Source organism: Sulfuricaulis limicola, assembly GCF_002355735.1.
GTDB classification, from domain to species: domain Bacteria; phylum Pseudomonadota; class Gammaproteobacteria; order Acidiferrobacterales; family Sulfurifustaceae; genus Sulfuricaulis; species Sulfuricaulis limicola.
On record NZ_AP014879.1, the window covers coordinates 557,789 to 579,765 of the forward strand.

The 21,977-nt window shown below is 63.8% G+C and carries 20 protein-coding genes; all 20 read left to right on the forward strand.

Features of this window, described 5'->3' with window-relative positions; translation table 11 throughout:
- The first annotated feature begins 309 nt into the window (after window positions 1-309).
- Window positions 310-732, forward strand: coding sequence for a rubrerythrin family protein (locus SCL_RS02775; protein WP_096359789.1), 423 nt, complete (start codon window positions 310-312; stop codon window positions 730-732).
- A 137-nt stretch (window positions 733-869) separates the two neighbouring features.
- Entirely contained in the window at window positions 870-2,216 is a 1,347-nt protein-coding gene (locus tag SCL_RS02780; protein WP_096359791.1) for a heterodisulfide reductase-related iron-sulfur binding cluster, read from the forward strand.
- Window positions 2,217-2,250: 34 nt separating this feature from the next.
- The gene (locus SCL_RS02785; protein ID WP_420823634.1) at window positions 2,251-2,856 is read left to right on the forward strand and encodes a DUF3501 family protein; all 606 of its coding nucleotides are present in this window, start codon (window positions 2,251-2,253) and stop codon (window positions 2,854-2,856) included.
- Between the two features lie 93 nt (window positions 2,857-2,949).
- Complete coding sequence (locus SCL_RS02790; protein ID WP_148664957.1) at window positions 2,950-3,519, forward strand: CNP1-like family protein; 570 nt, start codon at window positions 2,950-2,952, stop codon at window positions 3,517-3,519.
- Window positions 3,520-3,560: 41 nt separating this feature from the next.
- A complete protein-coding gene (parE, locus tag SCL_RS02795) occupies window positions 3,561-5,453 on the forward strand; it encodes a DNA topoisomerase IV subunit B (RefSeq protein ID WP_096359797.1) in 1,893 nt (630 codons plus the stop codon).
- Entirely contained in the window at window positions 5,453-5,890 is a 438-nt protein-coding gene (locus SCL_RS02800) for an SRPBCC domain-containing protein (RefSeq protein WP_096359799.1), read from the forward strand. The genes parE and SCL_RS02800 overlap by 1 nt, the downstream gene beginning before the upstream one ends.
- On the forward strand, window positions 5,890-8,208 hold the full coding sequence (gene parC, locus SCL_RS02805) for a DNA topoisomerase IV subunit A (protein WP_096359801.1): 2,319 nt from the start codon (window positions 5,890-5,892) through the stop codon (window positions 8,206-8,208). Before SCL_RS02800 ends, parC begins: the two co-directional genes overlap by 1 nt.
- A gap of 148 nt (window positions 8,209-8,356) precedes the next feature.
- Complete coding sequence (locus tag SCL_RS02810; protein WP_096359803.1) at window positions 8,357-11,041, forward strand: bifunctional acetate--CoA ligase family protein/GNAT family N-acetyltransferase; 2,685 nt, start codon at window positions 8,357-8,359, stop codon at window positions 11,039-11,041.
- 21 nt (window positions 11,042-11,062) lie between these two features.
- Window positions 11,063-11,425: a hypothetical protein gene (locus tag SCL_RS02815; protein ID WP_096359805.1), complete on the forward strand. Its 363-nt coding sequence runs from the start codon at window positions 11,063-11,065 to the stop codon at window positions 11,423-11,425.
- A gap of 37 nt (window positions 11,426-11,462) precedes the next feature.
- Window positions 11,463-12,137 carry a DUF599 domain-containing protein gene (locus SCL_RS02820; RefSeq protein WP_096359807.1) on the forward strand — a complete coding sequence of 225 codons (675 nt, stop codon included), beginning with the start codon at window positions 11,463-11,465 and terminating at the stop codon, window positions 12,135-12,137.
- A 58-nt stretch (window positions 12,138-12,195) separates the two neighbouring features.
- Complete coding sequence (gene truA, locus SCL_RS02825) at window positions 12,196-12,984, forward strand: tRNA pseudouridine(38-40) synthase TruA (protein ID WP_096359809.1); 789 nt, start codon at window positions 12,196-12,198, stop codon at window positions 12,982-12,984.
- Between the two features lie 10 nt (window positions 12,985-12,994).
- Window positions 12,995-14,134 (forward strand): Rieske 2Fe-2S domain-containing protein, encoded by a 1,140-nt coding sequence (locus SCL_RS02830; RefSeq protein WP_197702685.1) that lies wholly within the window; start codon window positions 12,995-12,997, stop codon window positions 14,132-14,134.
- A 74-nt stretch (window positions 14,135-14,208) separates the two neighbouring features.
- The gene (locus SCL_RS02835; protein WP_096359811.1) at window positions 14,209-14,826 is read left to right on the forward strand and encodes a phosphoribosylanthranilate isomerase; all 618 of its coding nucleotides are present in this window, start codon (window positions 14,209-14,211) and stop codon (window positions 14,824-14,826) included.
- On the forward strand, window positions 14,823-16,022 hold the full coding sequence (gene trpB / locus SCL_RS02840) for a tryptophan synthase subunit beta (protein WP_096359813.1): 1,200 nt from the start codon (window positions 14,823-14,825) through the stop codon (window positions 16,020-16,022). The genes SCL_RS02835 and trpB overlap by 4 nt, the downstream gene beginning before the upstream one ends.
- Window positions 16,022-16,864, forward strand: a complete 843-nt coding sequence (gene trpA / locus SCL_RS02845; RefSeq protein WP_096359815.1) for a tryptophan synthase subunit alpha — start codon at window positions 16,022-16,024, stop codon at window positions 16,862-16,864. Before trpB ends, trpA begins: the two co-directional genes overlap by 1 nt.
- Window positions 16,861-17,778 (forward strand): acetyl-CoA carboxylase, carboxyltransferase subunit beta, encoded by a 918-nt coding sequence (accD, locus tag SCL_RS02850; RefSeq protein ID WP_096359817.1) that lies wholly within the window; start codon window positions 16,861-16,863, stop codon window positions 17,776-17,778. Before trpA ends, accD begins: the two co-directional genes overlap by 4 nt.
- Before the next feature lie 77 nt (window positions 17,779-17,855).
- A complete protein-coding gene (folC, locus tag SCL_RS02855; RefSeq protein ID WP_231969846.1) occupies window positions 17,856-19,064 on the forward strand; it encodes a bifunctional tetrahydrofolate synthase/dihydrofolate synthase in 1,209 nt (402 codons plus the stop codon).
- A 5-nt stretch (window positions 19,065-19,069) separates the two neighbouring features.
- Complete coding sequence (locus SCL_RS02860; protein ID WP_096359821.1) at window positions 19,070-19,672, forward strand: SPOR domain-containing protein; 603 nt, start codon at window positions 19,070-19,072, stop codon at window positions 19,670-19,672.
- A 6-nt stretch (window positions 19,673-19,678) separates the two neighbouring features.
- A complete protein-coding gene (locus SCL_RS02865) occupies window positions 19,679-20,173 on the forward strand; it encodes a CvpA family protein (RefSeq protein WP_096359823.1) in 495 nt (164 codons plus the stop codon).
- 33 nt (window positions 20,174-20,206) lie between these two features.
- Window positions 20,207-21,733 carry an amidophosphoribosyltransferase gene (gene purF / locus SCL_RS02870; protein WP_096359825.1) on the forward strand — a complete coding sequence of 509 codons (1,527 nt, stop codon included), beginning with the start codon at window positions 20,207-20,209 and terminating at the stop codon, window positions 21,731-21,733.
- Window positions 21,734-21,977: the final 244 nt, after the last annotated feature.

Consider the following 21,977-nt stretch of genomic DNA (forward strand, 5'->3'; position numbering starts at 1 on the left):
ATACGACATGCCGGTCGTGACGGAGGATTGCTGTAGGTATTTTCGCCCTGCGAGCTGTCATCGCTTCCATGCAGACAGTGGATGACGTCCAAGCCTAAGAATAGCCAGATTCTCTTTAATCTCCATCTGCCTGATGAAGGCACTGCCTGTGTTGTTGACAGTGTATTCTCACTAATTTAGAATAATTCTAAATCGAGCTATTCGATTGCTGTTTCGGTAAATTATATTGCCTTAAATCAAAGTATTTCATTTAAATTCCTTTTAAATTCATAATATTACTGTTAACTGTCTAAAAATGAGGAGTTAATCATGTCAAAGCTCAAAGGAAGCAAGACCGAAACCAGCCTGAAGGAGGCCTTTGCCGGCGAATCCCAGGCCAACCGTCGTTATCTGTATTTCGCCGCCAAGGCCGACGTGGAAGGCTTTAACGACGTTTCGGCCGTATTTCGCTCCACCGCGGAAGGCGAAACCGGCCACGCCCACGGTCACCTGGAGTACCTGGAGCAGTGTGGCGATCCGGCCACCGGCATGCCGATCGGCGCAACCTCGGACAACCTGAAGGCCGCCATTGCCGGCGAGACTCACGAGTACACCGACATGTACCCGGGCATGGCCAAGACCGCGCGCGACGAAGGCTTTGCCGAAATCGCCGACTGGTTCGAGACGCTGGCCAAGGCCGAGCGTTCCCACGCCAATCGGTTCCAGAAGGCTCTCGATACCCTGGGCAAGTAAATCTCGGAAATGAATGAACGGCGGGGTTGGTACTCCAGCCCCGTTGTTTCATTATTGCCGGCTTTGATTGCTATCAAAGCTGCGCGCACCCCCTGAGAGCAGGATGTTCTGAATTCATTGATCAGGCAGACACGACCATGAGCCAACCGACTGAAGGCCGACGTGAAGGCAGTCTCCAGGCGCCGACAAGGCATCCTCTGGAGTGGCGCGATCCCGGGTTTTACAACGAAGAAGCGCTCATGGAAGAGCTCGAGCGCGTGTTCGATATCTGCCACGGATGCCGTCGCTGTGTCAGTCTGTGCCATTCTTTCCCCTCACTATTCGACCTCGTCGACAATTCGCCGACGCTGGAAATGGACGGCGTCAAGAAGGAGGATTACTGGCAGGTCGTCGATCACTGCTATCTGTGCGACCTGTGTTTCATGACCAAGTGCCCGTACGTGCCGCCGCACGAATGGAACATCGATTTTCCGCACCTGATGCTGCGCGCCAAGGCGGTGAAGTTCAGGAAGGGTGACATCAAAAAGCGTGACAGGCTGCTGACCAGCACCGACATGGTCGGCAAGCTGGCCGGTATTCCGGTGATTGTGCAGACGGTGAATGCCGCAAACCGGTCCGGCGCCATGCGCAAGATGCTGGACAAGGTATTAGGCGTACATCCGGATGCGGTATTGCCGGAGTATCACAGCAAGACGCTGCGCAAGCGCATGAAGAACCGGAATGGTGACGTGTTGACACCCGAGCCGGCCGGACGCACACGCGGCAAGGTCGCGCTGTTCGCCACCTGTTACGGTAACTATAACGAACCGCATGTCGGCGAAGATCTGATCGCCGTTTTCGAGCACAACGGCATTCCCGTGACACTGGCGGAGAAGGAACGTTGCTGCGGCATGCCCAAGCTGGAACTGGGTGACCTCGAGGCCGTGGCGCGCGCCAAAGAGGCCAATATCCCGGTGCTGGCCAAACTCGTGGACGCGGGCTGGGACATCGTCGCGCCGGTGCCGTCCTGCGTGCTGATGTTCAAGCAGGAACTGCCGCTCATGTTTCCCGACGATCCCGAGGTGGCCAGGGTCAGGCAGGCCATTTTCGATCCGTTCGAGTACCTGATGCTGCGGCACAAAGAGGGGAAACTGAAAACCGATTTCAGGCAGGAGCTGGGGTCTGTGGCGTACCACGTGCCGTGTCACCTGCGCGTGCAGAACATCGGTCTCAAGACCCGCGAGGCGCTGAGCCTCGTGCCCAACACCAAGATCGACACCATCGAGCGCTGTTCCGGGCATGACGGCACCTACGCGGTGAAAAGCGAGTGCCACAAGATTTCCATGAAGATCTGCAAACCCGTGGTGAACCGGGTGGAGCAGGCCAAGCCGGATCATTATTCCAGCGATTGCCCCATGGCCGGGCACCAGATCGAGAACGGCCTGGAGGGCGACATGAAGCCGGAACATCCGATGTCGTTGTTGCGCCAAGCCTACGGCATTTAAATAATGAGGTGATGCGATGAATATACAGACTTCCATGAGCGAGAGGATTTCCATGAAGAAGCTGACCCGCGATGATCTCTATTCGCTTGAAAAATATGCCGAGGTCCGTCCCGGATTTCGCGCACAGGTCATGGCGCACAAGCAAAACCGTCGAGTCGTCATCGGCCCGAACGCTACGTTGTATTTTGAAGACCGGCTCACCATGCAATACCAGGTGCAGGAAATGCTCCGCATCGAGCGCATTTTCGAATCCGGCGGCATCAACGATGAGCTGGAGGCCTATAACCCCCTCATCCCGGACGGTCATAACTGGAAGGCGACGTTTATGGTCGAGTTCCCGGATGTCGAGGAGCGCCGCGCGTCCTTGAGGCGTCTGAAAGGCGTGGAAAAACACGTATGGGCGCGCGTGGCCGGTTTCGAGCCGGTGCGTCCGATTGCCGACGAAGATCTGGAGCGCGAGGACGAGGAGAAAACGTCTTCGGTCCACTTCCTGCGCTTCGAGCTGACACCCGACATGGTCAGGGCGGTCAAGCAGGGTGCGGCGATTTCCATGGGCATCGATCATCCGGCCTACAACCATCAGGTCGATCCCGTCCCGGTCGCGACACGCGACTCCCTGGCGCAGGACCTGTCCGGCTGACGCGCAGCATCGGACGTAATGTCATCGCGCCCTGACATGCGCGCGGCGTGATGTCTCGTGCGCGGCGCGCATCTGCTGTATACTGCGCGCCCGATGCAAGGAGCCACCCGTTTTATCTCTCAGCGAGTCGGGGAAAAAAGATTTTTCTTCGCCCGCCTGCTGCTGTTCATGGCGGTGTTCGCCGCCATTTCTCCAGTCCACGCCAAGCGCGATGCCTACGGGATGGAAAAGGAGTATTTCGATTTCGACGAGAGCCAGGCGGAGCGGTGGAAGGAAAGCGATATTACCCTCCCACCATACCCCCGGGACGAGAATCTCCTGGCGGTCCTCCTGCCCGCGACGGACACTCTTAAAATCTATATCGACCGCGCGTCGCTGTCGCGCGGCCCGGATCGCGTCGCGCGGTTTTCGCTCGTGGTGCAAAGCCCCTCCGGTGCGCGCAGTGTTTTCTACGACGGCCTGCGCTGTGAAACCCGGGAATACAAGACCTATGCCATCGGCAGCCCGGAACAGACGTTCACGCCGGTCAAGCATGCCGCGTGGCGTGCCATACCGCGGCCCGCGAGCAATGCCTTTCGTTATCATCTCTACCAGGATTACATCTGCGATGCGCATGCCTCTGCCCGGACCCCCGAGGACCTTGTGCGCCTGCTGACCCGGTAACGCCGATGAACTTCGTTTATTTCAGGATTGCCTGACCGCCCATGAGCGCCGCCTACGATTCCTCCGCCATTGAAGTCCTGACCGGCCTCGAGCCGGTGCGCCGCCGTCCGGGTATGTATACCCAGACCGACCGTCCCAACCATCTCGCCCAGGAGGTCGTCGACAACAGCGTGGACGAGGCCATCGCGGGGCATTGCAGCGCCATCGACGTCACGCTGCACGGCGACGGCTCGCTCTCGGTCGCGGACAACGGCCGCGGCATGCCGGTGGACAAGCACAAGGAAGAGGGTGTGTCGGGCGTCGAGGTGATCCTCACGCGTCTGCACGCGGGCGGAAAATTTTCGAACAAGAATTACACCTACTCCGGCGGCCTGCATGGCGTCGGCGTGTCGGTGGTCAACGCGCTGTCGCACAAGCTGGAAGTCACGGTGCGGCGCGACGGCAAGGAATACCGCATGGCCTATGCCGACGGCCAGAAGACCTCCGAACTGAAAGCGGTTGGCAAGGCGGAAAAAAACGTCACCGGCAGCATCATCCGTTTCTGGCCCGACGCCCAGTTCTTCGACACGGTGAAATTCCATGTCCCGCGCCTGAAGCACGTGCTGCGCGCCAAGGCGGTGCTGTGTCCGGACCTGTACATCAGCTTCACCAACGAGGCCGACAGCAAGGACAACGAGGAGTGGCATTACGAGGACGGCCTCACGGATTACCTCAAGACCCAGATCGAGGGCTGGGAGTATCTTCCCGACGAGCCCTTCGTCGGCCACCATAAAGGCGACGACGGCGAGGTGGACTGGGCCATCGTGTGGCTGCCGGCGGGCGGCGAGCCGATCATGGAGAGTTACGTCAACCTCATCCCGACCACGCAGGACGGTACGCACATCAATGGTTTCCGCGCCGGCCTGACCGACGCCATGCGCGAGTTCTGCGAGTTCCGCGACCTGCTGCCGCGCGGGGTGAAGCTCGCGCCCGAGGACATCTGGGGCAAGTCGAGTTACGTGTTCTCGCTCAAGATGCGCGACCCGCAGTTCTCGGGCCAGACCAAGGAGCGCCTGACCTCGCGCGAGGCCGCCAGCTTCGTGCAGGGCGTGACCAAGGACTCTTTCAGCCTGTGGCTCAACCACCACGTGGCCGACGCCGAGAAGATTGCGGCACTCGCCATCGAGGCCGCGCAGGAACGCCAGCGCGCCGACAAGAAGGTGGCGCGCAAGAAAATCGGCACCGGCCCGGCGCTGCCCGGCAAGCTCGCCGATTGCGTGGCCCAGGATCTGTCGCGCACCGAGCTGTTTCTGGTGGAGGGTGATTCCGCCGGCGGCTCGGCCAAGCAGGCGCGCGACCGCGACTTCCAGGCCATCATGCCGTTGCGCGGCAAGATCCTGAACACCTGGGAAGTGGACCCGGCCGAGGTGCTGGGCTCGCAGGAGGTGCATGACATCGCCGTGGCGCTGGGCGTGGACCCGGGTTCGAGCAATCTCGAAGGCCTGCGTTACGGCAAGGTCTGCATCCTGGCCGACGCCGATTCCGACGGCGCACATATCGCCACGCTGCTGTGCGCGCTGTTCGTGCGTCATTTCCGGCCGCTGGTGGCGGACGGGCGCGTGTGCGTCGCCATGCCGCCGCTGTACCGCGTCGACGTCGGCAAGGAGATTTATTACGCGCTCGACGATGAGGAGAAACAGGCGCTGCTCAAGCGCATCGAGTCGAGTGGCGCGCGCGCCAAACCGATGGTGACGCGCTTCAAGGGCCTGGGCGAGATGAATCCCGAACAGCTGCGTGAGACCACCATGGACCCGAAGACACGCCGGCTGGTGCAGCTCGAAATCGCGGCCGGCGACAACACCAGCAAGATGCTCGACATGCTGCTCGGCAAGAAGCGCGCCGCCGATCGCAAGAGCTGGCTCGAGAAGAATGGCAACAAGGCGGAGGTGCTCTGATGCCGACCATCAAGACAGCCGTGGACGTCGCCACCTCGGCCGAGATCGTGTGGCGCGTGTTGACGGATTTCCCGTCCTATCCGAAATGGAATCCGTACCTCGTATCCGTCCAGGGAAACTCCTCATCGGGCGCGCGCCTGAAAATCCAGGCGCGTTTTCCGAACAGCCATGCATTTAAATTTTCAGCGCGCATCGTCAAGGCCATCCCCGCCACCGAACTGCGCTGGCGCCGCCGGCGACTGCTGGAAGGCGTGTTCGACCGCGAGCAGGCGTTCTTTATCATACCGAACGGCATCAAGGGCGTGCGCTTCATCCAGCGCGAGCATTTCTCCGGTCTGCTGGCGGCGCTGATCATGCCCTTCATTTCCGGCAAAACAACCAAGGCCTTCAACCTGATGAATCTGGCGTTGAAACGGACCGCCGAGGCGAAACACTGATGGCGAAGAAAACCACGGGCAAGGGAAACGGCGCGACCAAGAAGACCCGGGCCACGCGCGGCAAGGCGCAACCCATCACGCGTCCGCGTGTGGCTTCGATCGAACGCTTGCCGCTGTCAACATTCACCGAGAAGGCGTACCTGGACTATTCCATGTACGTCATCCTCGATCGCGCGCTGCCGCATATCGGCGACGGCCTCAAGCCGGTGCAACGGCGCATCATTTACGCGATGTCGGAGCTTGGGCTCAGCGCCGCCAGCAAGCACAAGAAATCGGCGCGCACCGTGGGCGACGTGCTCGGCAAGTTCCATCCGCACGGCGACACTGCCTGTTACGAGGCCATGGTGCTGATGGCCCAGCCGTTCAGCTACCGCTATCCGCTCATCGACGGCCAGGGCAACTGGGGCTCGCCCGACGATCCCAAGTCGTTCGCCGCCATGCGCTACACCGAGTCGCGGCTCACGCGCTTCGCGCAGATCCTGCTGTCCGAGCTGGAGCAGGGCACGGTGGAATGGGCGCCCAACTTCGACGGCACGCTGCAGGAGCCGCGAACCATGCCGGCGCGCCTGCCGCATGTCCTGCTCAACGGCACCACCGGCATCGCCGTCGGCATGGCCACCGACATCCCGCCGCACAACGTGCGCGAGGTGGCCGCGGCCTGCGTGCACCTGCTGGAGGAGCCGGACGCCGGTCTCAAGGACCTGTTCAAGCACATCAAGGGCCCGGACTATCCGACCGAGGCCGAGATCATCACCCCGAAGAGCGAAATCCGCGCCATCTACGAAACCGGCAACGGCTCGATCCGCGCCCGCGCCCGCTGGGAGAGCGAGGACGGCAATATCGTGATCACGGCGCTGCCGTACCAGGTGTCGGGCTCCAAGGTCATCGAGCAGATCGCGCAGCAGATGCAGCAAAAGAAGCTGCCCATGGTCGAGGACCTGCGCGACGAGTCCGACCACCAGAACCCGACGCGCCTGGTGATCGTGCCGCGCTCCAACCGCATCGATCCGGTGGAGCTGATGTCGCACCTGTTCGCCACCACCGACCTCGAGCGCAGCTATCGCGTGAACCTGAACATGATCGGCCTCGACGGCCGGCCACGGGTGTACAACCTCAAGGAACTGCTCAAGGAGTGGCTCAAGTTCCGCACCGAGACCGTGCGCCGGCGCCTGCAGCACCGCTTCGAGCGCGTCGAGGCCCGGCTGCACATCCTCGACGGCCTGCTGGCCGCGTTCCTGAACCTGGACGAGGTCATCCGCATCATCCGACGCGAGGACGAACCGAAGCCGGTGCTCATGAAGCGCTTCAAGCTGACCGAGATCCAGGCGGAAGCGATCCTCGAAACCCGCTTGCGTCACCTCGCCAAGCTCGAGGAAATGAAAATCCGTGGCGAGCAGGACGAGCTGACCCGTGAGCGCCAGCACCTGGAGAAGACACTCAAATCCGCACGGTTGCTGAAGCAGGTGGTGCGTGACGAACTCATCGCCGACGCGCATGAATACGGTGACGCGCGCCGCTCGCCGCTGGTCGAGCGCGAGGCCGCGCAGCAGATCGACCAGACCGCGCTGCTGCCGACCGAACCGGTGACCGTGATCCTGTCCGAGAAGGGCTGGGTGCGCGCCGCCAAGGGCCACGACATGGACCCGCGCACGCTCGACTACAAGGCCGGTGACAAATTCCACCAGGCCGCGCGCGGCAAGAGCAACCAGCTGGCGGTGTTCATTGACTCCACCGGCCGCACCTATTCATTGCCGGCGCACAAGCTGCCGTCGGCGCGCGGCCACGGCGAACCCCTGAGCTCGAGCCTCAATCCGCCGCCGGGCGCCACCTGGGCTGGGACCATGATGGGAGCCCCGGAGGATCTGTACCTGCTGGCGACCAACGCGGGTTATGGTTTCGTCGCGAAGCTCGAGGACCTGGTTTCGAACAAGAAGGCCGGCAAGACGGTGCTCAAAGCCACCAAGGACGCGAAAGTCCTGCCACCGCAGCCGGTCAGTGACCTTAAAAAGGACCTGCTCGCGGCCGTCACCAGCACCGGCCAGATGCTGGTGTTCAAAGTGAAGGACCTGCCGCAGATGCCCCGGGGCAAGGGCAACAGGATTCTCAACGTCCCCACGGCGAAATTCGCCAAGCGCGAGGAGGCCGTTGCCGGCGTCGCGGTTTTCGGCGAAGGCAAGCCGCTCGTGGTCCACACTGCCAAGGGCGATCTCACCGTGTCGCGCGAGGAGGTCGAGCTTTACGAGGGCGAACGCGCCCAGCGCGGTTCGCGGTTGCCGAAGGGATACCAGGAAGTACAGGGAATCGAAGTAAAGGAGTAAACATAAACGCCGCGAAAGCGGCGTTTATGTTTTGGGTTCGGGTAATTTCCTTCTCCAATCCATTGATGCCAATCCTGGCGGCGCAACAAAATGCCCGGCTTGCGCGTACAATGGAGCCCACGACGTAGTGCACGGAGAGCACTGACCCATGGGCCCGCATTATCTTGATCGATTGTTTGCCCCGCGCGCCATCGCGGTTTTCGGCGCGTCGGACCGCAAGGACTCGGTCGGCGGGCATGTTCTGCGCAACATACTCGCGGCCGGTTTCGACGGGCCGGTGTTTCCCATCAACCCCAAGCACGAGAGCGTCGCGGGACGGCGCTGTTTCCGCTCGATCGGTGAAACGGAAGCATCCATCGACCTCGCGGTGATTGCCACGCCGGCCGCCACGGTGCCGGCGATCATCCATGAATGCGGCGAACATGGCGTGCGCGCGGCGATCATCCATTCCGCGGGGTTCGCCGAAGGCCAGGAAAAGACCACTGGCATCGAGCTCGAAACGGCGCTGCTGGCCGAGGCGCGGCGTTACCACATGCGCCTGCTCGGGCCGAACTGCCTCGGGCTGATACGCCCCGCGTCAAAACTCAATGCCACGTTCACCAACAATTCCGCGCGCTCCGGCTCGCTCGCGCTGGTGTCGCAATCCGGCGCGCTGTGCACCGCGATTCTCGACTGGGCCGAGGCGCATCGCGTGGGTTTCTCGGCGGTGGTGTCGCTCGGCGACGGGGCCGATATCAATTTTGGCGACCTGCTGGATTACCTGGCGGTGGATCCCGCCACGCGCAGCATCCTGCTCTACATCGAGGGCATCCGGCGATCGCGCCGGTTCCTGAGCGCGCTGCGCGTGGCCGCGCGCCTGAAGCCGGTCGTGGTCGTCAAGGCCGGCCGGCACGCCGCCGGGTCGCGCGCCGCGCTGTCGCATACCGGCGCCCTGGTGGGGGCGGACGACGTGTTCGACGCCGCGCTGGCTCGCGCCGGCGCGGTGCGCGCCATGACCATCGAGCAGCTGTTCTCCGCCGCGGAGTTGCTGGCCACGAAGTACCGCGCGCGCGGTCACCGGCTGGCGATCGTGACCAACGCGGGCGGACCCGGCGTGCTCGCCGCGGATCGCGCGGCCGACCTCGGGGTCGAACTGGCGGCCTTGTCGGAGACCACCATGGCGCGACTCAACAAGCTGCTGCCTTCGCACTGGTCGCACGGCAACCCGGTGGACATTCTGGGTGACGCGGATCCATTGCGGTTTCGCGCCGCCGCCGAGGCTTGTCTGGCCGATTCCAACGTGGATGGGCTGCTGGTGATGCTGACCCCGCAGGCCATGACCGACCCGCTCGCGGCGGCCAGGCATGTCGTGGAACTCGCGGCCGGCACCGACAAGCTGGTGCTGGCTTGCTGGATGGGCGAGGCGCATGTGCTGGTGGCGCGCGCGTTTTTTACCGAGCATCAGCTCCCGGAATTTCCCAGCCCCGAGGCGTCGGTCGAGGCCTTCGCCTATCTCGCCAATTACCAGCGCAACCAGCAGCTGCTGCGCCAGGTGCCGGGCCCGCTGTCGCCGCACAGCAGTCCGGACGTCGAGGGCGCCCACCTGATCATCGACACCGCGCTCGCCGAACGCCGGGCGCTGCTGACCGGCATGGAAGCGCGCGCGGTGCTGAGCGCGTTCGGCATTCCGCAGTTGCCGGCGATGGAGGCGCACAGCGGGAACGAGGCGCTGGTGATGGCGGAGTCGATCGGTTACCCGGTGACGCTCAAGATCGCCTCGCCCGACATCACGCACAAGTCCGATGTCAACGGCGTGCGTCTCAATATCGGCAACGCCCAGGCGGTGCGCACGGTGTACCACGAGCTGGTCGAGTCGGTGCAGCGCCAGCGGCCGCAGGCGCACATCACCGGAGCGACCGTGGAGCGCATGTACAAGAATCCGCATGGACGCGAGCTGCACGTGGGCGTGATACGCGACGAGGTTTTCGGGCCGGTGATAAGTTTCGGGCTGGGTGGCGTGGCGATCGAGGTGCTGCGCGACCGCGCTTGCGCGCTGCCACCGCTCAATACCTTCATCGTCCGGGACCTCATCCGCAATACGCGCGCCGCCAGACTGATCGGGGCGTTTCGTCACATGCCGGCCGTCAATCATGCCGCGCTCGAGCAGGTGCTGCTGGCGGTGTCGGAAATGGTCTGCGAACTGCCGCAAATAAGGGAGCTCGACATCAACCCGCTGGTGGCCGACGAGCAGGGGGCCGTGGCGCTGGACGTGCGCATCGTGGTGGAAACGCCGCCGCCGCGGCGCGACCGCTACGGGCACATGACGATTTACCCGTACCCGACCCACCTGGTTTCGCACATGCAGCTGCCGGACGGGACCGATATCGTGTTGCGGCCAATCCGCCCGGAGGACGCGGACATCGAGGCGGCGTTCGTGCGCAACCTGTCGCCGCAGGCGCGTTACATGCGCTTCATGCAGACGCTGGAGGAACTCAGCCCGGAGATGCTCGTGCGCTTCACGCAGATCGACTACGACCGCGAACTGGCGCTGATCGCCGTGGTGATGCAGGACGGCAAGGAGGTCGAAATCGCGGTGGCGCGCTACGGCGTCAACCCGGACGGCGACAGCTGCGAGTTCGCCATCGTGGTCGACGACGAATGGCAGACCAAAGGGGTCGGCGCGCGGCTGCTCACGTTGCTGATGGAAGCCGCCAAGGCCAAGGGGTTCAAGATCATGGAGGGCGAGGTGCTGGCCGAGAACGGCGCGATGCTTTCGCTCGTCAAGCGGCTCGGCTTCTCCGTGAGTGCCATGCCGGATGAGCCGGCGATTTTCGCGGTACAGCGCAATCTGTGACCGGACGTTTCCGCGCGTTCAATGAAAAAACCCGCACTGGTATTTGTCTACAACGCCGACAGCGGTTTCGTCAGTACACTGCTCGACATCGGCCACAAGATCGTTTCGCCGCAAACCTATGCCTGTAATCTTTGCGCCATCACGCACTCGACGTTCAGCATGCGTGACGAATGGAAAAATTTCGTCGCCGGGCTCGGGGTGCCGGTGGAATTCCTGCACCGGGACGAACTGGTGGAGCGCCATGGCTTGCGTGACGTGAAGCTGCCGGCGATTTTCCTGAAAATGGAAGACGGCCTGAAACCGTGGATAAGCCGAGAGGAAATCGACCGGTGTCGCTCGCTCGGCGAGCTGAAGCGGCTCGTGGAGCAGAAACTCAAGGCGTGAGACAGTGTCGTCCACACACTGAACAACGGAGGCAGGCATGTTCGACATCCCCACCGCCGATATCCTGAGCTTGGCCTGGTTCGTCGCCATCTGGGTCGGTTATACCTGGTACGCGGACCGCGGCGTCTGGCGCAAACGCTCGCTGCGCGCCGTCATGCACGCGCACCGCGAGGAGTGGATGCGCCAGATGGCGCTGCGCGACAACCGTGTCGCCGACGTCAATATCCTGCGCAACCTGTTGCAGGGCGTGTCGTTCTTCGCCTCGACCACGCTGCTGATTCTGGCCGGACTGCTGGCCATGCTCGGCGCCAGCGACCGCGGCATCGAGATCGTGCGCGCACTGCCGTTCGCGGCCGGCACGACGCTGGGTCAGTGGGAACTGAAACTGCTGGTGCTGGGCGTGGTTTTCGTGCACGCGTTTTTCAAGTTCACCTGGGCGCTGCGCCAGTTCAATTACTGCTCGGTGCTGATCGGCGCCGCGCCGAAATCCACTGATAACGATTATGCGCGTCGCGCCGCCGAGGTCAGCACCCATGCCTCGAAGGATTTCAATCAGGGGCTGCGCGCCTATTATTTCAGCCTCGCGGCCCTCGGCTGGTTCGTGCACCCGTGGGTGTTCGTGGCTGCGACCACGCTCGTGACCGTGGTGTTGTACCTGCGTGAGCATCATTCAAAGACCATGAAAATGCTGCTGCCCGGCGGCATCGACTGAATGCGCCGGCGGTTTTAGTTCCACTCCGGTGAGATCGAGCGGGTAGAATACGCCCCTTATGCGTATCGCCGCGATTCTCGAATACGACGGTTCGGCCTTCTCCGGCTGGCAACGGCAGGAGCAGGCGCGTTCGGTGCAGGCCGCCGTCGAAGCGGCCTTGTCCAAAGTAGCGGACCAGCCGATTCACGTGACGGTGGCCGGGCGCACCGACGCCGGCGTGCACGCGCTGGCGCAGGCGCTGCACTTCGACACCAGCGCCATGCGCAGCGAATATTCCTGGGTGCGCGGCACCAACACGCACCTGCCGCCGGACGTGGCGCTGCTGTGGGCTGCGCCGGTGGACGAGGGCTTCCACGCGCGTTATTCCGCCACCGGCCGGCATTATCATTACATCATATTGAATCGCCCGGTCCGGCCGACGTATCTGGCACGGCGCGTCACGCATGAGTACCGCCTGCTCGACGTGGCGCCCATGCAGGCGGCGGCGAAACACCTGATCGGCGAACACGATTTCACGTCGTTCCGCGCTATCGAGTGCCAGGCCAAAAGCCCGGTGCGCGTTTTACGCGCACTCGAGGTGCAGCGCCACGGCGAGTTCGTGCACATCCGTGCCCATGCCAACGCCTTCCTGCACCACATGGTGCGCAACCTGGCGGGTGTGCTCATGACCATCGGCGCCGGCGAGCGTGAACCGGGCTGGGCCAGGGAAGTGCTCGAGGCCCGTGACCGCCGGGCCGGCGGCGTTACCGCATCGCCCGACGGTCTTTATCTGGCATCGGTCACGTATCCGGCCGCGGCCGGCATCCCTGATCTGGCCCGGGGGATGGCATTTCCGGATATGAATTGATGGAACTATCATGGACGCCTTCGCCGGGCGACAGCAGGAGAGCAGGATGATGGACAAGAAATCATGGCACGATCTCGGCGCCGCCGGGAACTTCCGGAAAGCACCGGTCACGGAAGTCAGCGCGGGAAATACCAAACTCGCGATTACCTGGCAGGACGGAAAATTCGGCGCGGTCTCCGGCATCTGCAATCACGCCGGCGGCCCGCTGGGACAGGGCCATCTGGATGGCGAGTACGTCGTGTGTCCCTGGCATCACTGGAAATTCCACTGCCGCACCGGATTGGGTGAACCCGGCTACGAGGAAGACGCCGTGCCCAGCCATGCCGTGAAGGAAGAGGGCGGTCATCTCTTTGTGCAACTCGAACCGCAGACGCCGCGCCGCAAGAAGCCGCATCCGCCGCATCCGCTCGAACGCCCGATCCGGCGCCAGGAAGGACCGATACGCGTGGCCGGCATTTCCGCGACGACCATGGACCGCGACCACCCGCGCTATTCCACTTCCGAGGCGCTGTTGCAGGTGGCGCTCGATCATGCCACCACCGAACTCCAGTGCGAGACACGCTTGATCCGGCTGGATGAGCTGCGTTTCCGCCATTGCGAGGGTTATTACTCCAAGAGCGCGCGCGCCTGCACCTGGCCGTGTTCCATCACGCAGATGGACCCGGAAGACCAGATGGATCAGGTGTACGAAGCACTGGTGCACTGGGCCGACGTGGTGCTGCTGGCCACGCCGATACGCTGGGGCGCCTCGGGCTCGCTGCATTACAAGATGGCCGAACGGCTTAACTGCGTGCAGAACCAGATCACCATCAGGGATCGCGTATTGATTCAAAACAAGGTCGCCGGATTCATCATTATGGGCGGACAGGACAACGTGCAGGACGTGGCCGGACACCTGCTCGGATTTTATTCCGAGCTGGGTTTCCAGTTCCCCCAGTTTCCCTACATCGCGCATTCGCGCGGCTGGTCGGCGGAGGACATGGAACGCAATGTGCAGCATGTGCAGCACAGCGAGGAATTGCGCCGCGGCGCGCGCGAGCTGGTTCACCGCAGCGTGGATTTTGCCCGCCTGATGCTGCAGCACGTTGGCGCGGTCGAGAAGACCGAGCGCGGCGGTCGCAAGGCCCACCGGCTGGATATCGAGACCTGATCATTGCCGCGGGATCTTCACGGCTTCCGCCGGTTTCCGGGCTCTGGTAAGCTTCGCGGCCGTTCGAGGACAACATGCGCACGCGCGTCAAAATCTGCGGCATCACCCGCATCGAGGATGCCACGGCCGCGGCGCGCGCCGGGGCCGATGCCATTGGTTTCGTGTTTGAGCCGAAAAGCCCGCGTTACGTGAAGCCGGAGCAGGCGCAGACGATCATGCGCGCCTTGCCGCCGTTCGTCACCGTGGTGGGCCTGTTCGTGAATGCCGCGCCCGATACCGTGGAAACCGTGCTCAACCGCGTATCGCTCGATCTGTTACAATTTCACGGCAACGAGACCCCGGAACAGTGCCGCCGTTATCACCGGCCCTACATCAAAGCCATTCACATGCGACCCGACGTCAATCTGCATGACCAGGCGCATCGATACGCCGATGCCGAAGGCCTGCTGCTCGACACGGCGGCGTTGAATGTCGCCGGCGGTTCCGGCCAGACTTTCGACTGGAGTCTGGTTCCGGCCGATCTGGGCAAGCCGGTGATTCTGGCCGGCGGCCTGACGCCGGAGAACGTCGCCGAGGCGGTGCGCAAGCTGCGTCCCTTCGCCGTGGATGTTTCCAGCGGGGTGGAGAGTGGCAAGGGCATCAAGGACGCGCAGAAAATTTCCGCTTTCATCGAGGCAGTACGAAACGCATGAGCGCCTACGATCTCCCCGACAAACGCGGCCATTTCGGCGCTTACGGCGGCATTTTCGTTTCCGAAACCCTGATGCAGCCGCTCAAGGAACTGCGCGAGGCCTATGAGCGCCTGCGCGACGACAAGGACTTCCAGAAGGAATTCGACGACGACCTGCGCCAGTACGTCGGACGCCCCAGCCCGCTGTACCTGGCGAAACGCCTGACCGAAAACTGGGGCGGGGCGAAGATTTACCTCAAGCGCGAGGACCTGAACCACACCGGCGCACACAAGATCAACAACACCATCGGCCAGGCGCTGCTGGCACGCCACATGGGCAAGAAGCGCGTGATCGCCGAGACCGGCGCCGGTCAGCATGGCGTGGCCACCGCCACGGTCGCGGCGCGCTTCGGCATGCAGTGCGTGGTGTACATGGGTTCCGAGGACATCAAGCGCCAGGCGATCAATGTGTTTCGCATGAAGCTGCTCGGCGCCGAGGTGGTGCCGGTCGAGTCCGGCTCGAAGACGCTGAAGGACGCGCTCAACGAGGCCATGCGCGACTGGGTGACCAACGTCGAGAACACCTTTTACATCATCGGCACCGTCGCTGGCCCGCATCCCTACCCGATGCTGGTGCGCGATTTCCAGAGCGTGATCGGGCGCGAGACGCGCACCCAGATCAAGGCGCAGGAAAAGCGCCTGCCGGACGCGCTCGTCGCCTGTGTCGGCGGCGGCTCCAACGCCATCGGCCTGTTCTATCCCTTCATCAAGGACAAGGACGTGGCGATGTATGGAGTCGAAGCAGCAGGCGAGGGTGTGGCGACCGGGCACCATGCGGCGACCCTGTGCGCCGGACGGCCCGGCGTGCTGCACGGCAACCGCACCTATTTATTGGAATCCGAGGACGGCCAGATCACCGAGACCCATTCCATCTCCGCCGGACTCGATTACCCGGGCGTGGGCCCGGAGCATGCGTATCTGAAGGATTCCGGCCGCGCACAATATGTTTCCATCACCGACAAAGAGGCGCTCGAAGCTTTCCATGAGCTGACCCGCACCGAGGGTATTATGCCGGCGCTGGAATCCAGCCACGCGCTGGCTTACGCCAAAAAACTTGCGCCGGAACTCGGGAAAGACAAGATCATCGTGGTCAATCTCTCCGGCCGTGGCGACAAGGACATCCACACGGTCGCGAACCTGGAAGGAATCAAGATCTGATGTCACGCATCGCGCAGAAATTCGAGGCCTTGAAGCAGGATGGCCGCCGCGCCCTCATACCTTATATAACGGCGGGCGACCCCGCGCCGTGGGTGACGGTGCCGTTGATGCACGCGCTGGTCAAAAGCGGCGCGGATGTCCTGGAGCTGGGCGTGCCGTTCTCCGACCCGATGGCCGACGGCCCGGTGATCCAGCGCGCCGCCGAGCGCGCCCTGAAACATCACGTCAGCCTCGCGCAGGTACTGGCGCTGGTGCGCGAGTTCCGCGACAAGGACAACCTCACGCCGGTGGTGCTCATGGGCTATCTCAATCCCATCGAGGCCATGGGTTACACGCGCTTTGCCACCGAGGCCGCCGATGCCGGCGTGGACGGCGTGCTCACCGTGGACCTGCCGCCGGAAGAGGCGGAGGCCCTGCAGTCCGCGCTCAAGCCGCGACACCTGGATACCATTTTCCTGCTGTCCCCGACCAGCCCGGCCGAGCGCATCAGGCTCATCGCCCGGGCCGCGAGCGGGTTTATCTATTATGTCTCGCTGCGCGGCGTGACCGGGGCGGCCAACCTGGATGTGCGCGAGGTGACGGCCAAACTCAGGGAAATCCGCGCCCATACGAAGCTGCCCCTCGGCGTCGGCTTCGGCATCGGCAGCCCCGAGGCCGCGGCCGAGGTCGCCGTGGTGGCCGATGCCGTCATCGTCGGCAGCGCCGTGGTCCGGCGCATGGAGGAAATGGCGGCGAATCCGGATAAAATCCTGAATGAGGTGCCGGCCTTCATCGCCCGCTTGCGCGAGGCCATGGACCGCGCCACTCTGACCCCGACTTCCGCCACCGGAGCAAGCCGATGAGCTGGTTCGACAAGCTGGTCCCGCCCAAGATCAAGAGCCAGACCGGCGTCAAAAAGACCTCGGTGCCCGAGGGCCTGTGGAAAAAATGCCCCGCCTGCGCCACGGTGCTGTACAACGCCGAGATCGAAAGCAACCTCGACGTCTGCCCCAAGTGCGCGCATCACATGCGCATCGGCGCGCGCCGGCGGCTCGACATTTTTCTCGATCCGGAACCGCGCACCGAAATCGGCGCGACCCTGTTCCCGGTCGATCCCATGAAGTTCAAGGACACCAAGAAATACCGCGACCGCCTGGCCGAGGCGCAGCAGACCACCGGCGAGCGCGACGCGCTGATTGTTGTGGAAGGTGCACTCAAGGGCATGCCGCTGGTGGCGGGCGCCTTCGAGTTCGGCTTCATGGGCGGCTCCATGGGTGCGGTGGTGGGCGAGCGCTTCGTGCGCGGCGTGAACACGTGCCTGGAAAAGAAAATCCCGCTGGTGTGTTTTTCCGCCAGCGGCGGGGCGCGCATGCAGGAGGCGCTGATGTCGCTGATGCAGATGGCCAAGACCAGCGCCGCGCTGACGCACCTGAGCGACGCCGGCATCCCGTTCGTTTCGGTGCTGACGGACCCGACCATGGGCGGTGTGTCGGCCAGTTTCGCCATGCTGGGCGATATCAACGTGGCCGAACCGCGCGCGCTCATCGGCTTCGCCGGCCCGCGCGTGATCGAGCAGACCGTGCGCCAGAAGCTGCCCGAGGGCTTCCAGCGCTCGGAATTCCTGGTGGATCACGGCGCCATTGACCTCATCATCGACCGGCGCGAAATGCGTGACAAGCTCGCCAGCCTGCTGGCGATGCTGACGCGCCAGCCCGCGCCCGCCGGCCAGCCGTCCCGGACTCCGGAAACCGAATCCGGGATCTCCGAATCCCCCTGAACCGGTCCACCGATTCCCTCAAGACGCGCACGCTGGCCGACTGGCTGGCGTGGATCGAGACGCTGCATCCGCGCGCGATCGAGCTCGGGCTCGAACGGGTGCACGCCGTGCTCGACAACATGGGACTGCGCCGCCCGCCGTACGCCGCCATCGCCATCACCGGCACCAACGGCAAGGGCTCGACCACGGCCATGTGCGAAGCCATCCTGCGCCGCGCCGGTTACAAGGTCGGCGCCTACACCTCGCCGCATCTCATCGCCTACAACGAGCGGGTTCGCCTTGACGGCCGCGACGCCACCGACGCTGAGCTGTGCGGCGCCTTCGAGCGCATCGAGGCCGCGCGCGGGACGGTGCCGCTGACCTATTTCGAATTCGGGACCCTCGCCGCCTTCGACCTGTTTCGGTCCGCGAACATCGACATCGCGGTGCTGGAGGTCGGCATGGGCGGGCGGCTCGACGCCGTCAACGCCATCGACCCCGATGTTTCCATCGTCACGGCCGTGGATATCGATCACGTCGCCTGGCTCGGTTCGACGCGCGAGGCCATCGGCCGCGAGAAGGCCGGGATTTTCCGTGCCGGTCGCGCGGCGATCTGCGGCGATCCGAATCCGCCGGCAATCATCGCCGCCGAGGCCGCGCGTATCGGCGCCAGGCTGTTGCAGGTCGGACATGATTTCCAAATCGAGCGCAGCAACACGGACTGGACCTGGCGCAGCGGCGAGCGCCTGCGCGCCGGCCTGCCGCATCCCTCGCTGCGCGGTGATTACCAGCTGTACAACGCCGCCTGCGCGCTGACGGCGCTCGAGGCGCTCGTGGATCGTTTCCCGGTGACGCAGGCGGATGTCCGCGAAGGGCTGCTGTCCGGCGTGATCCCGGGCCGCTTCCAGGTGCTGCCCGGGCGGCCGATGTGCGTGCTGGACGTGGCGCACAACGCGCAGGCGGCGCGCTCGCTGGCGGCGACATTGAAACAGCAGCGTATCGAGGGCCGCACGCTCGCGGTGTTTGGCATGCTCAAGGACAAGGACATTGTTTCAGTTGTCGGCCCGCTGGCGGAGCTGGTGGATCGCTGGTATCCGGCGAGCCTGCACCTGCCGCGCGGGGCCACGGCGGTGCAACTGGTCGAGGCGCTGACGGCGGCGGGCGTGCCCGCACCCGCGCAGACATTCGACGACGTGCACCAGGCCTGGGCCACCGCCCGGCGTGACGCCGGCGAGGCGGACCGCATCGTCGTCTTTGGCTCCTTTCACACGGTCGGTGATATACTGGCCGCTCTCGGAAAAGCGTGAAGCCCATGGCGGACAGAGACGACGCCCGTCCCGAATTCAACCCCAAACACCGCATTGTCGGCGCGATCGTACTGGTCGCGCTGGTGGTGATTTTCGTGCCCATGATCCTGAGCGGGCGTGAGCCGCCGCCGGAACTCAAGGGCGAGCGCGAAGCGCCGCCGCGCGCGGAAGTCACCGAGACCAGGATGGTCGTTACACCGGTGCCTGTAGAAGATCCGAAACCGCCGGAAAGCAGCGATGCGGTGAAAGTTGTGCAGGTGCCGGTCGAGCCCATGCCCGTGCCGGAGACCAAATCCGCTTTGCCGGCGGAGAAGCCGGCCGAGGCGAAAAAACCGGAGCCGGCCTCGGTTAAAACCGCCGCCGTGAAACCCGAAGACGGCTGGATGGTGCAGGTCGGCACCTTCACCAATCTCCAGAACGCCGCGCGCCTGCGCGACAAGCTCAAGACGCTGGGGCATTCGGTGCACGCGGATTCGGTCACGGTCAGCGGCAAGAAGGCCATGCGCCTGCGCGTCGGGCCGTTCGCCGACCGCGCCAAAGCGGACAAGGCGCAGGCGCTGATCCGCAAGGAAACCGGCGTGACCGGTGTGGTGCAGTCGCCTTCGTGAGCGCGCATGAACGGTTTTGATCTGCTGATCCTTGCCACGCTCGCGCTCTTCGTCGCGCTTGGCGCCTGGCGCGGCCTGCTGAGCGAGGCGATTTCGCTGCTGACCTGGGTGCTGGCCTGCGTGCTGGCCTGGTTTTATGCCGCACCGCTGTCGCGCCTGTTGCGGGGCCTGGTACAGGACGAGGCGCTGCGCCAGTTGTCCGCCTTCGTGCTGATCTTTGCCGTGGTGTTTGTGCTGGGCGTGGTAGCTTCGTGGCTGCTGCACAAGTATTTCCCTCTCCGGCGCGGCTTCCGGCTCGCCAATACCGTGCTCGGCGGCCTGGTGGGCGCGGCGCGCGGCGCCGTGGTGGTTGTCGTGGTATTCCTCGTCGCCGGCCTGACGCCGTTCCCCCAGCGCGACTGGTGGCGCGAGTCCGCGATGGCGCCGGTTTTCGAGCGCGCCGCGCTCTATGTAGCAGGCTATATCCCGCGTGATATTGCCCAGCACATCCGCTACGGCTAGAATTGCGTTTTAAGTGAAGGAGATTCCCTCGGCATGTGCGGAATCATCGGCATTCTCGGTAAATCCCCGGCAAACCAGGCCCTTTACGACGGCCTGCTCGTGTTGCAACACCGCGGCCAGGACGCCGCCGGCATCCTCACCTGCGACGACAACCGCATCCACCTGCGCAAGGACAACGGCCAGGTACGTGACGTGTTCCAGGAACGCCACATGCTCGGCCTCAAGGGCAACATGGGCATCGGTCACGTGCGCTATCCCACCGCCGGCTGCGACTCGCCGGCCGAGGCCCAGCCGTTTTACGTGAACTCCCCCTACGGCCTGGCGCTGGCGCACAATGGAAATCTCACGAATGCAGATCAACTCAAGGACGAGCTGTACCGCGAGGACCTGCGGCACATCAACACCGACTCCGATTCCGAAATCCTGCTCAATGTGTTCGCGCATGAATTGCAGGCGGTCGCCAAGCTGCGGCTGGCGCCGGAGCATATCTTCAAGGCCGTGTCCGCCGTGCACCGGCGCTGCCGCGGCGCCTACGCCGTGACCATGCTGGTCACCGGTTTCGGCATCCTCGCGTACCGCGATCCCTGGGGCATCCGCCCGCTGGTGTACGGCAAGCGCGAGACCGACCAGGGCACGGAATACATGTTTGCCTCCGAGTCCGTCGCGCTCGACGTGGTGGGCTTCGACCTGGTGCGCGACGTCGCGCCGGGCGAGTGCATCATGGTGGATGTGAACGGGCAGGTGCACAGCCAGCAGTGCGCCGAGAAGCCGATACATGCCCCATGTATTTTCGAATTTGTTTATTTTGCCCGTCCCGACTCGATGATGGACGGCATCTACGTGCACAAAACACGCCTGCGCATGGGCGAGCGCCTCGCCGGCAAGATCAAGCGCGTCTGGCCCGACCACGACATCGACGTGGTGATCCCGATCCCCGACACCTCGCGCACCGCGGCCCTGCAGATGGCCTACGAGCTCGACCTGCCGTACCGCGAGGGCTTCATCAAGAACCGCTACATCGGCCGCACCTTCATCATGCCGGGCCAGGCCGAGCGCAAGAAATCGGTGCGCCAGAAACTGAACGCCATCGACGTCGAGTTCCGCCGCAAGAACGTGCTGCTGGTGGACGACTCCATCGTGCGCGGCACGACCTCCAAGCAGATCATCCAGATGGCGCGTGACGCCGGCGCGCGCAAGGTGTACTTCGCCTCGGCCGCGCCGCCGGTGCGCTTCCCCAACGTGTACGGTATCGATATGCCGTCGCGCCAGGAGCTGATCGGCCACAATCGCACGGAAGCGCAGATCGCCGAGGCCATCGGCGCCGACAAGCTGATTTATCAGGACCTCGAAGACCTGATCGAGGCCGCGCGCGAGGGCAATCCCAAGATCCAGAAGTTCGACGCTTCCTGCTTCAACGGCGAGTACATCACCGGCGACGTCACACCGGCCTACCTCGACCGCGTCGAGAACCAGCGCAACGATTCCGCCAAGAACACCCGCAGCGGTGGACAGAGCGGCAACGATCTGGTCACCGCCGAAGTGCTGACATTTCCGCGGTAATTTTTTCTTATCTCTACTGTAGGGCGGGTTAGGCGCCAATAATAAAATCGCCGTATCGCCAACTCTCCCTCTCCCGCGCGAGCGGGAGAGGGCAAGGGGTGAGGGGCGCGCCGTAACCCGCCGAACATATAAAAGCCGCCTCATGGGCGGCTTTTATATTTTTATATCTCTCCCTTCCCGGAAACCCGGTTTCGCGCATGGCGCGTGAGCATCCCTGACCGGAATACTCGGATATTTTAATTCT

Excerpts from the sequence above, each read along its gene's own strand:
- SCL_RS02775 (WP_096359789.1), top strand. The coding sequence starts at position 310 with ATGTCAAAGCTCAAAGGAAGCAAGACCGAAACCAGCCTGAAGGAGGCC.
- SCL_RS02780 (WP_096359791.1), top strand. The coding sequence starts at position 870 with ATGAGCCAACCGACTGAAGGCCGACGTGAAGGCAGTCTCCAGGCGCCG.
- SCL_RS02785 (WP_420823634.1), top strand. The coding sequence starts at position 2,251 with ATGAGCGAGAGGATTTCCATGAAGAAGCTGACCCGCGATGATCTCTAT.
- SCL_RS02790 (WP_148664957.1), top strand. The coding sequence starts at position 2,950 with ATGCAAGGAGCCACCCGTTTTATCTCTCAGCGAGTCGGGGAAAAAAGA.
- parE (WP_096359797.1), top strand. The coding sequence starts at position 3,561 with ATGAGCGCCGCCTACGATTCCTCCGCCATTGAAGTCCTGACCGGCCTC.
- SCL_RS02800 (WP_096359799.1), top strand. The coding sequence starts at position 5,453 with ATGCCGACCATCAAGACAGCCGTGGACGTCGCCACCTCGGCCGAGATC.
- parC (WP_096359801.1), top strand. The coding sequence starts at position 5,890 with ATGGCGAAGAAAACCACGGGCAAGGGAAACGGCGCGACCAAGAAGACC.
- SCL_RS02810 (WP_096359803.1), top strand. The coding sequence starts at position 8,357 with ATGGGCCCGCATTATCTTGATCGATTGTTTGCCCCGCGCGCCATCGCG.
- SCL_RS02815 (WP_096359805.1), top strand. The coding sequence starts at position 11,063 with ATGAAAAAACCCGCACTGGTATTTGTCTACAACGCCGACAGCGGTTTC.
- SCL_RS02820 (WP_096359807.1), top strand. The coding sequence starts at position 11,463 with ATGTTCGACATCCCCACCGCCGATATCCTGAGCTTGGCCTGGTTCGTC.
- truA (WP_096359809.1), top strand. The coding sequence starts at position 12,196 with ATGCGTATCGCCGCGATTCTCGAATACGACGGTTCGGCCTTCTCCGGC.
- SCL_RS02830 (WP_197702685.1), top strand. The coding sequence starts at position 12,995 with ATGGACGCCTTCGCCGGGCGACAGCAGGAGAGCAGGATGATGGACAAG.
- SCL_RS02835 (WP_096359811.1), top strand. The coding sequence starts at position 14,209 with ATGCGCACGCGCGTCAAAATCTGCGGCATCACCCGCATCGAGGATGCC.
- trpB (WP_096359813.1), top strand. The coding sequence starts at position 14,823 with ATGAGCGCCTACGATCTCCCCGACAAACGCGGCCATTTCGGCGCTTAC.
- trpA (WP_096359815.1), top strand. The coding sequence starts at position 16,022 with ATGTCACGCATCGCGCAGAAATTCGAGGCCTTGAAGCAGGATGGCCGC.
- accD (WP_096359817.1), top strand. The coding sequence starts at position 16,861 with ATGAGCTGGTTCGACAAGCTGGTCCCGCCCAAGATCAAGAGCCAGACC.
- SCL_RS02860 (WP_096359821.1), top strand. The coding sequence starts at position 19,070 with ATGGCGGACAGAGACGACGCCCGTCCCGAATTCAACCCCAAACACCGC.
- SCL_RS02865 (WP_096359823.1), top strand. The coding sequence starts at position 19,679 with ATGAACGGTTTTGATCTGCTGATCCTTGCCACGCTCGCGCTCTTCGTC.
- purF (WP_096359825.1), top strand. The coding sequence starts at position 20,207 with ATGTGCGGAATCATCGGCATTCTCGGTAAATCCCCGGCAAACCAGGCC.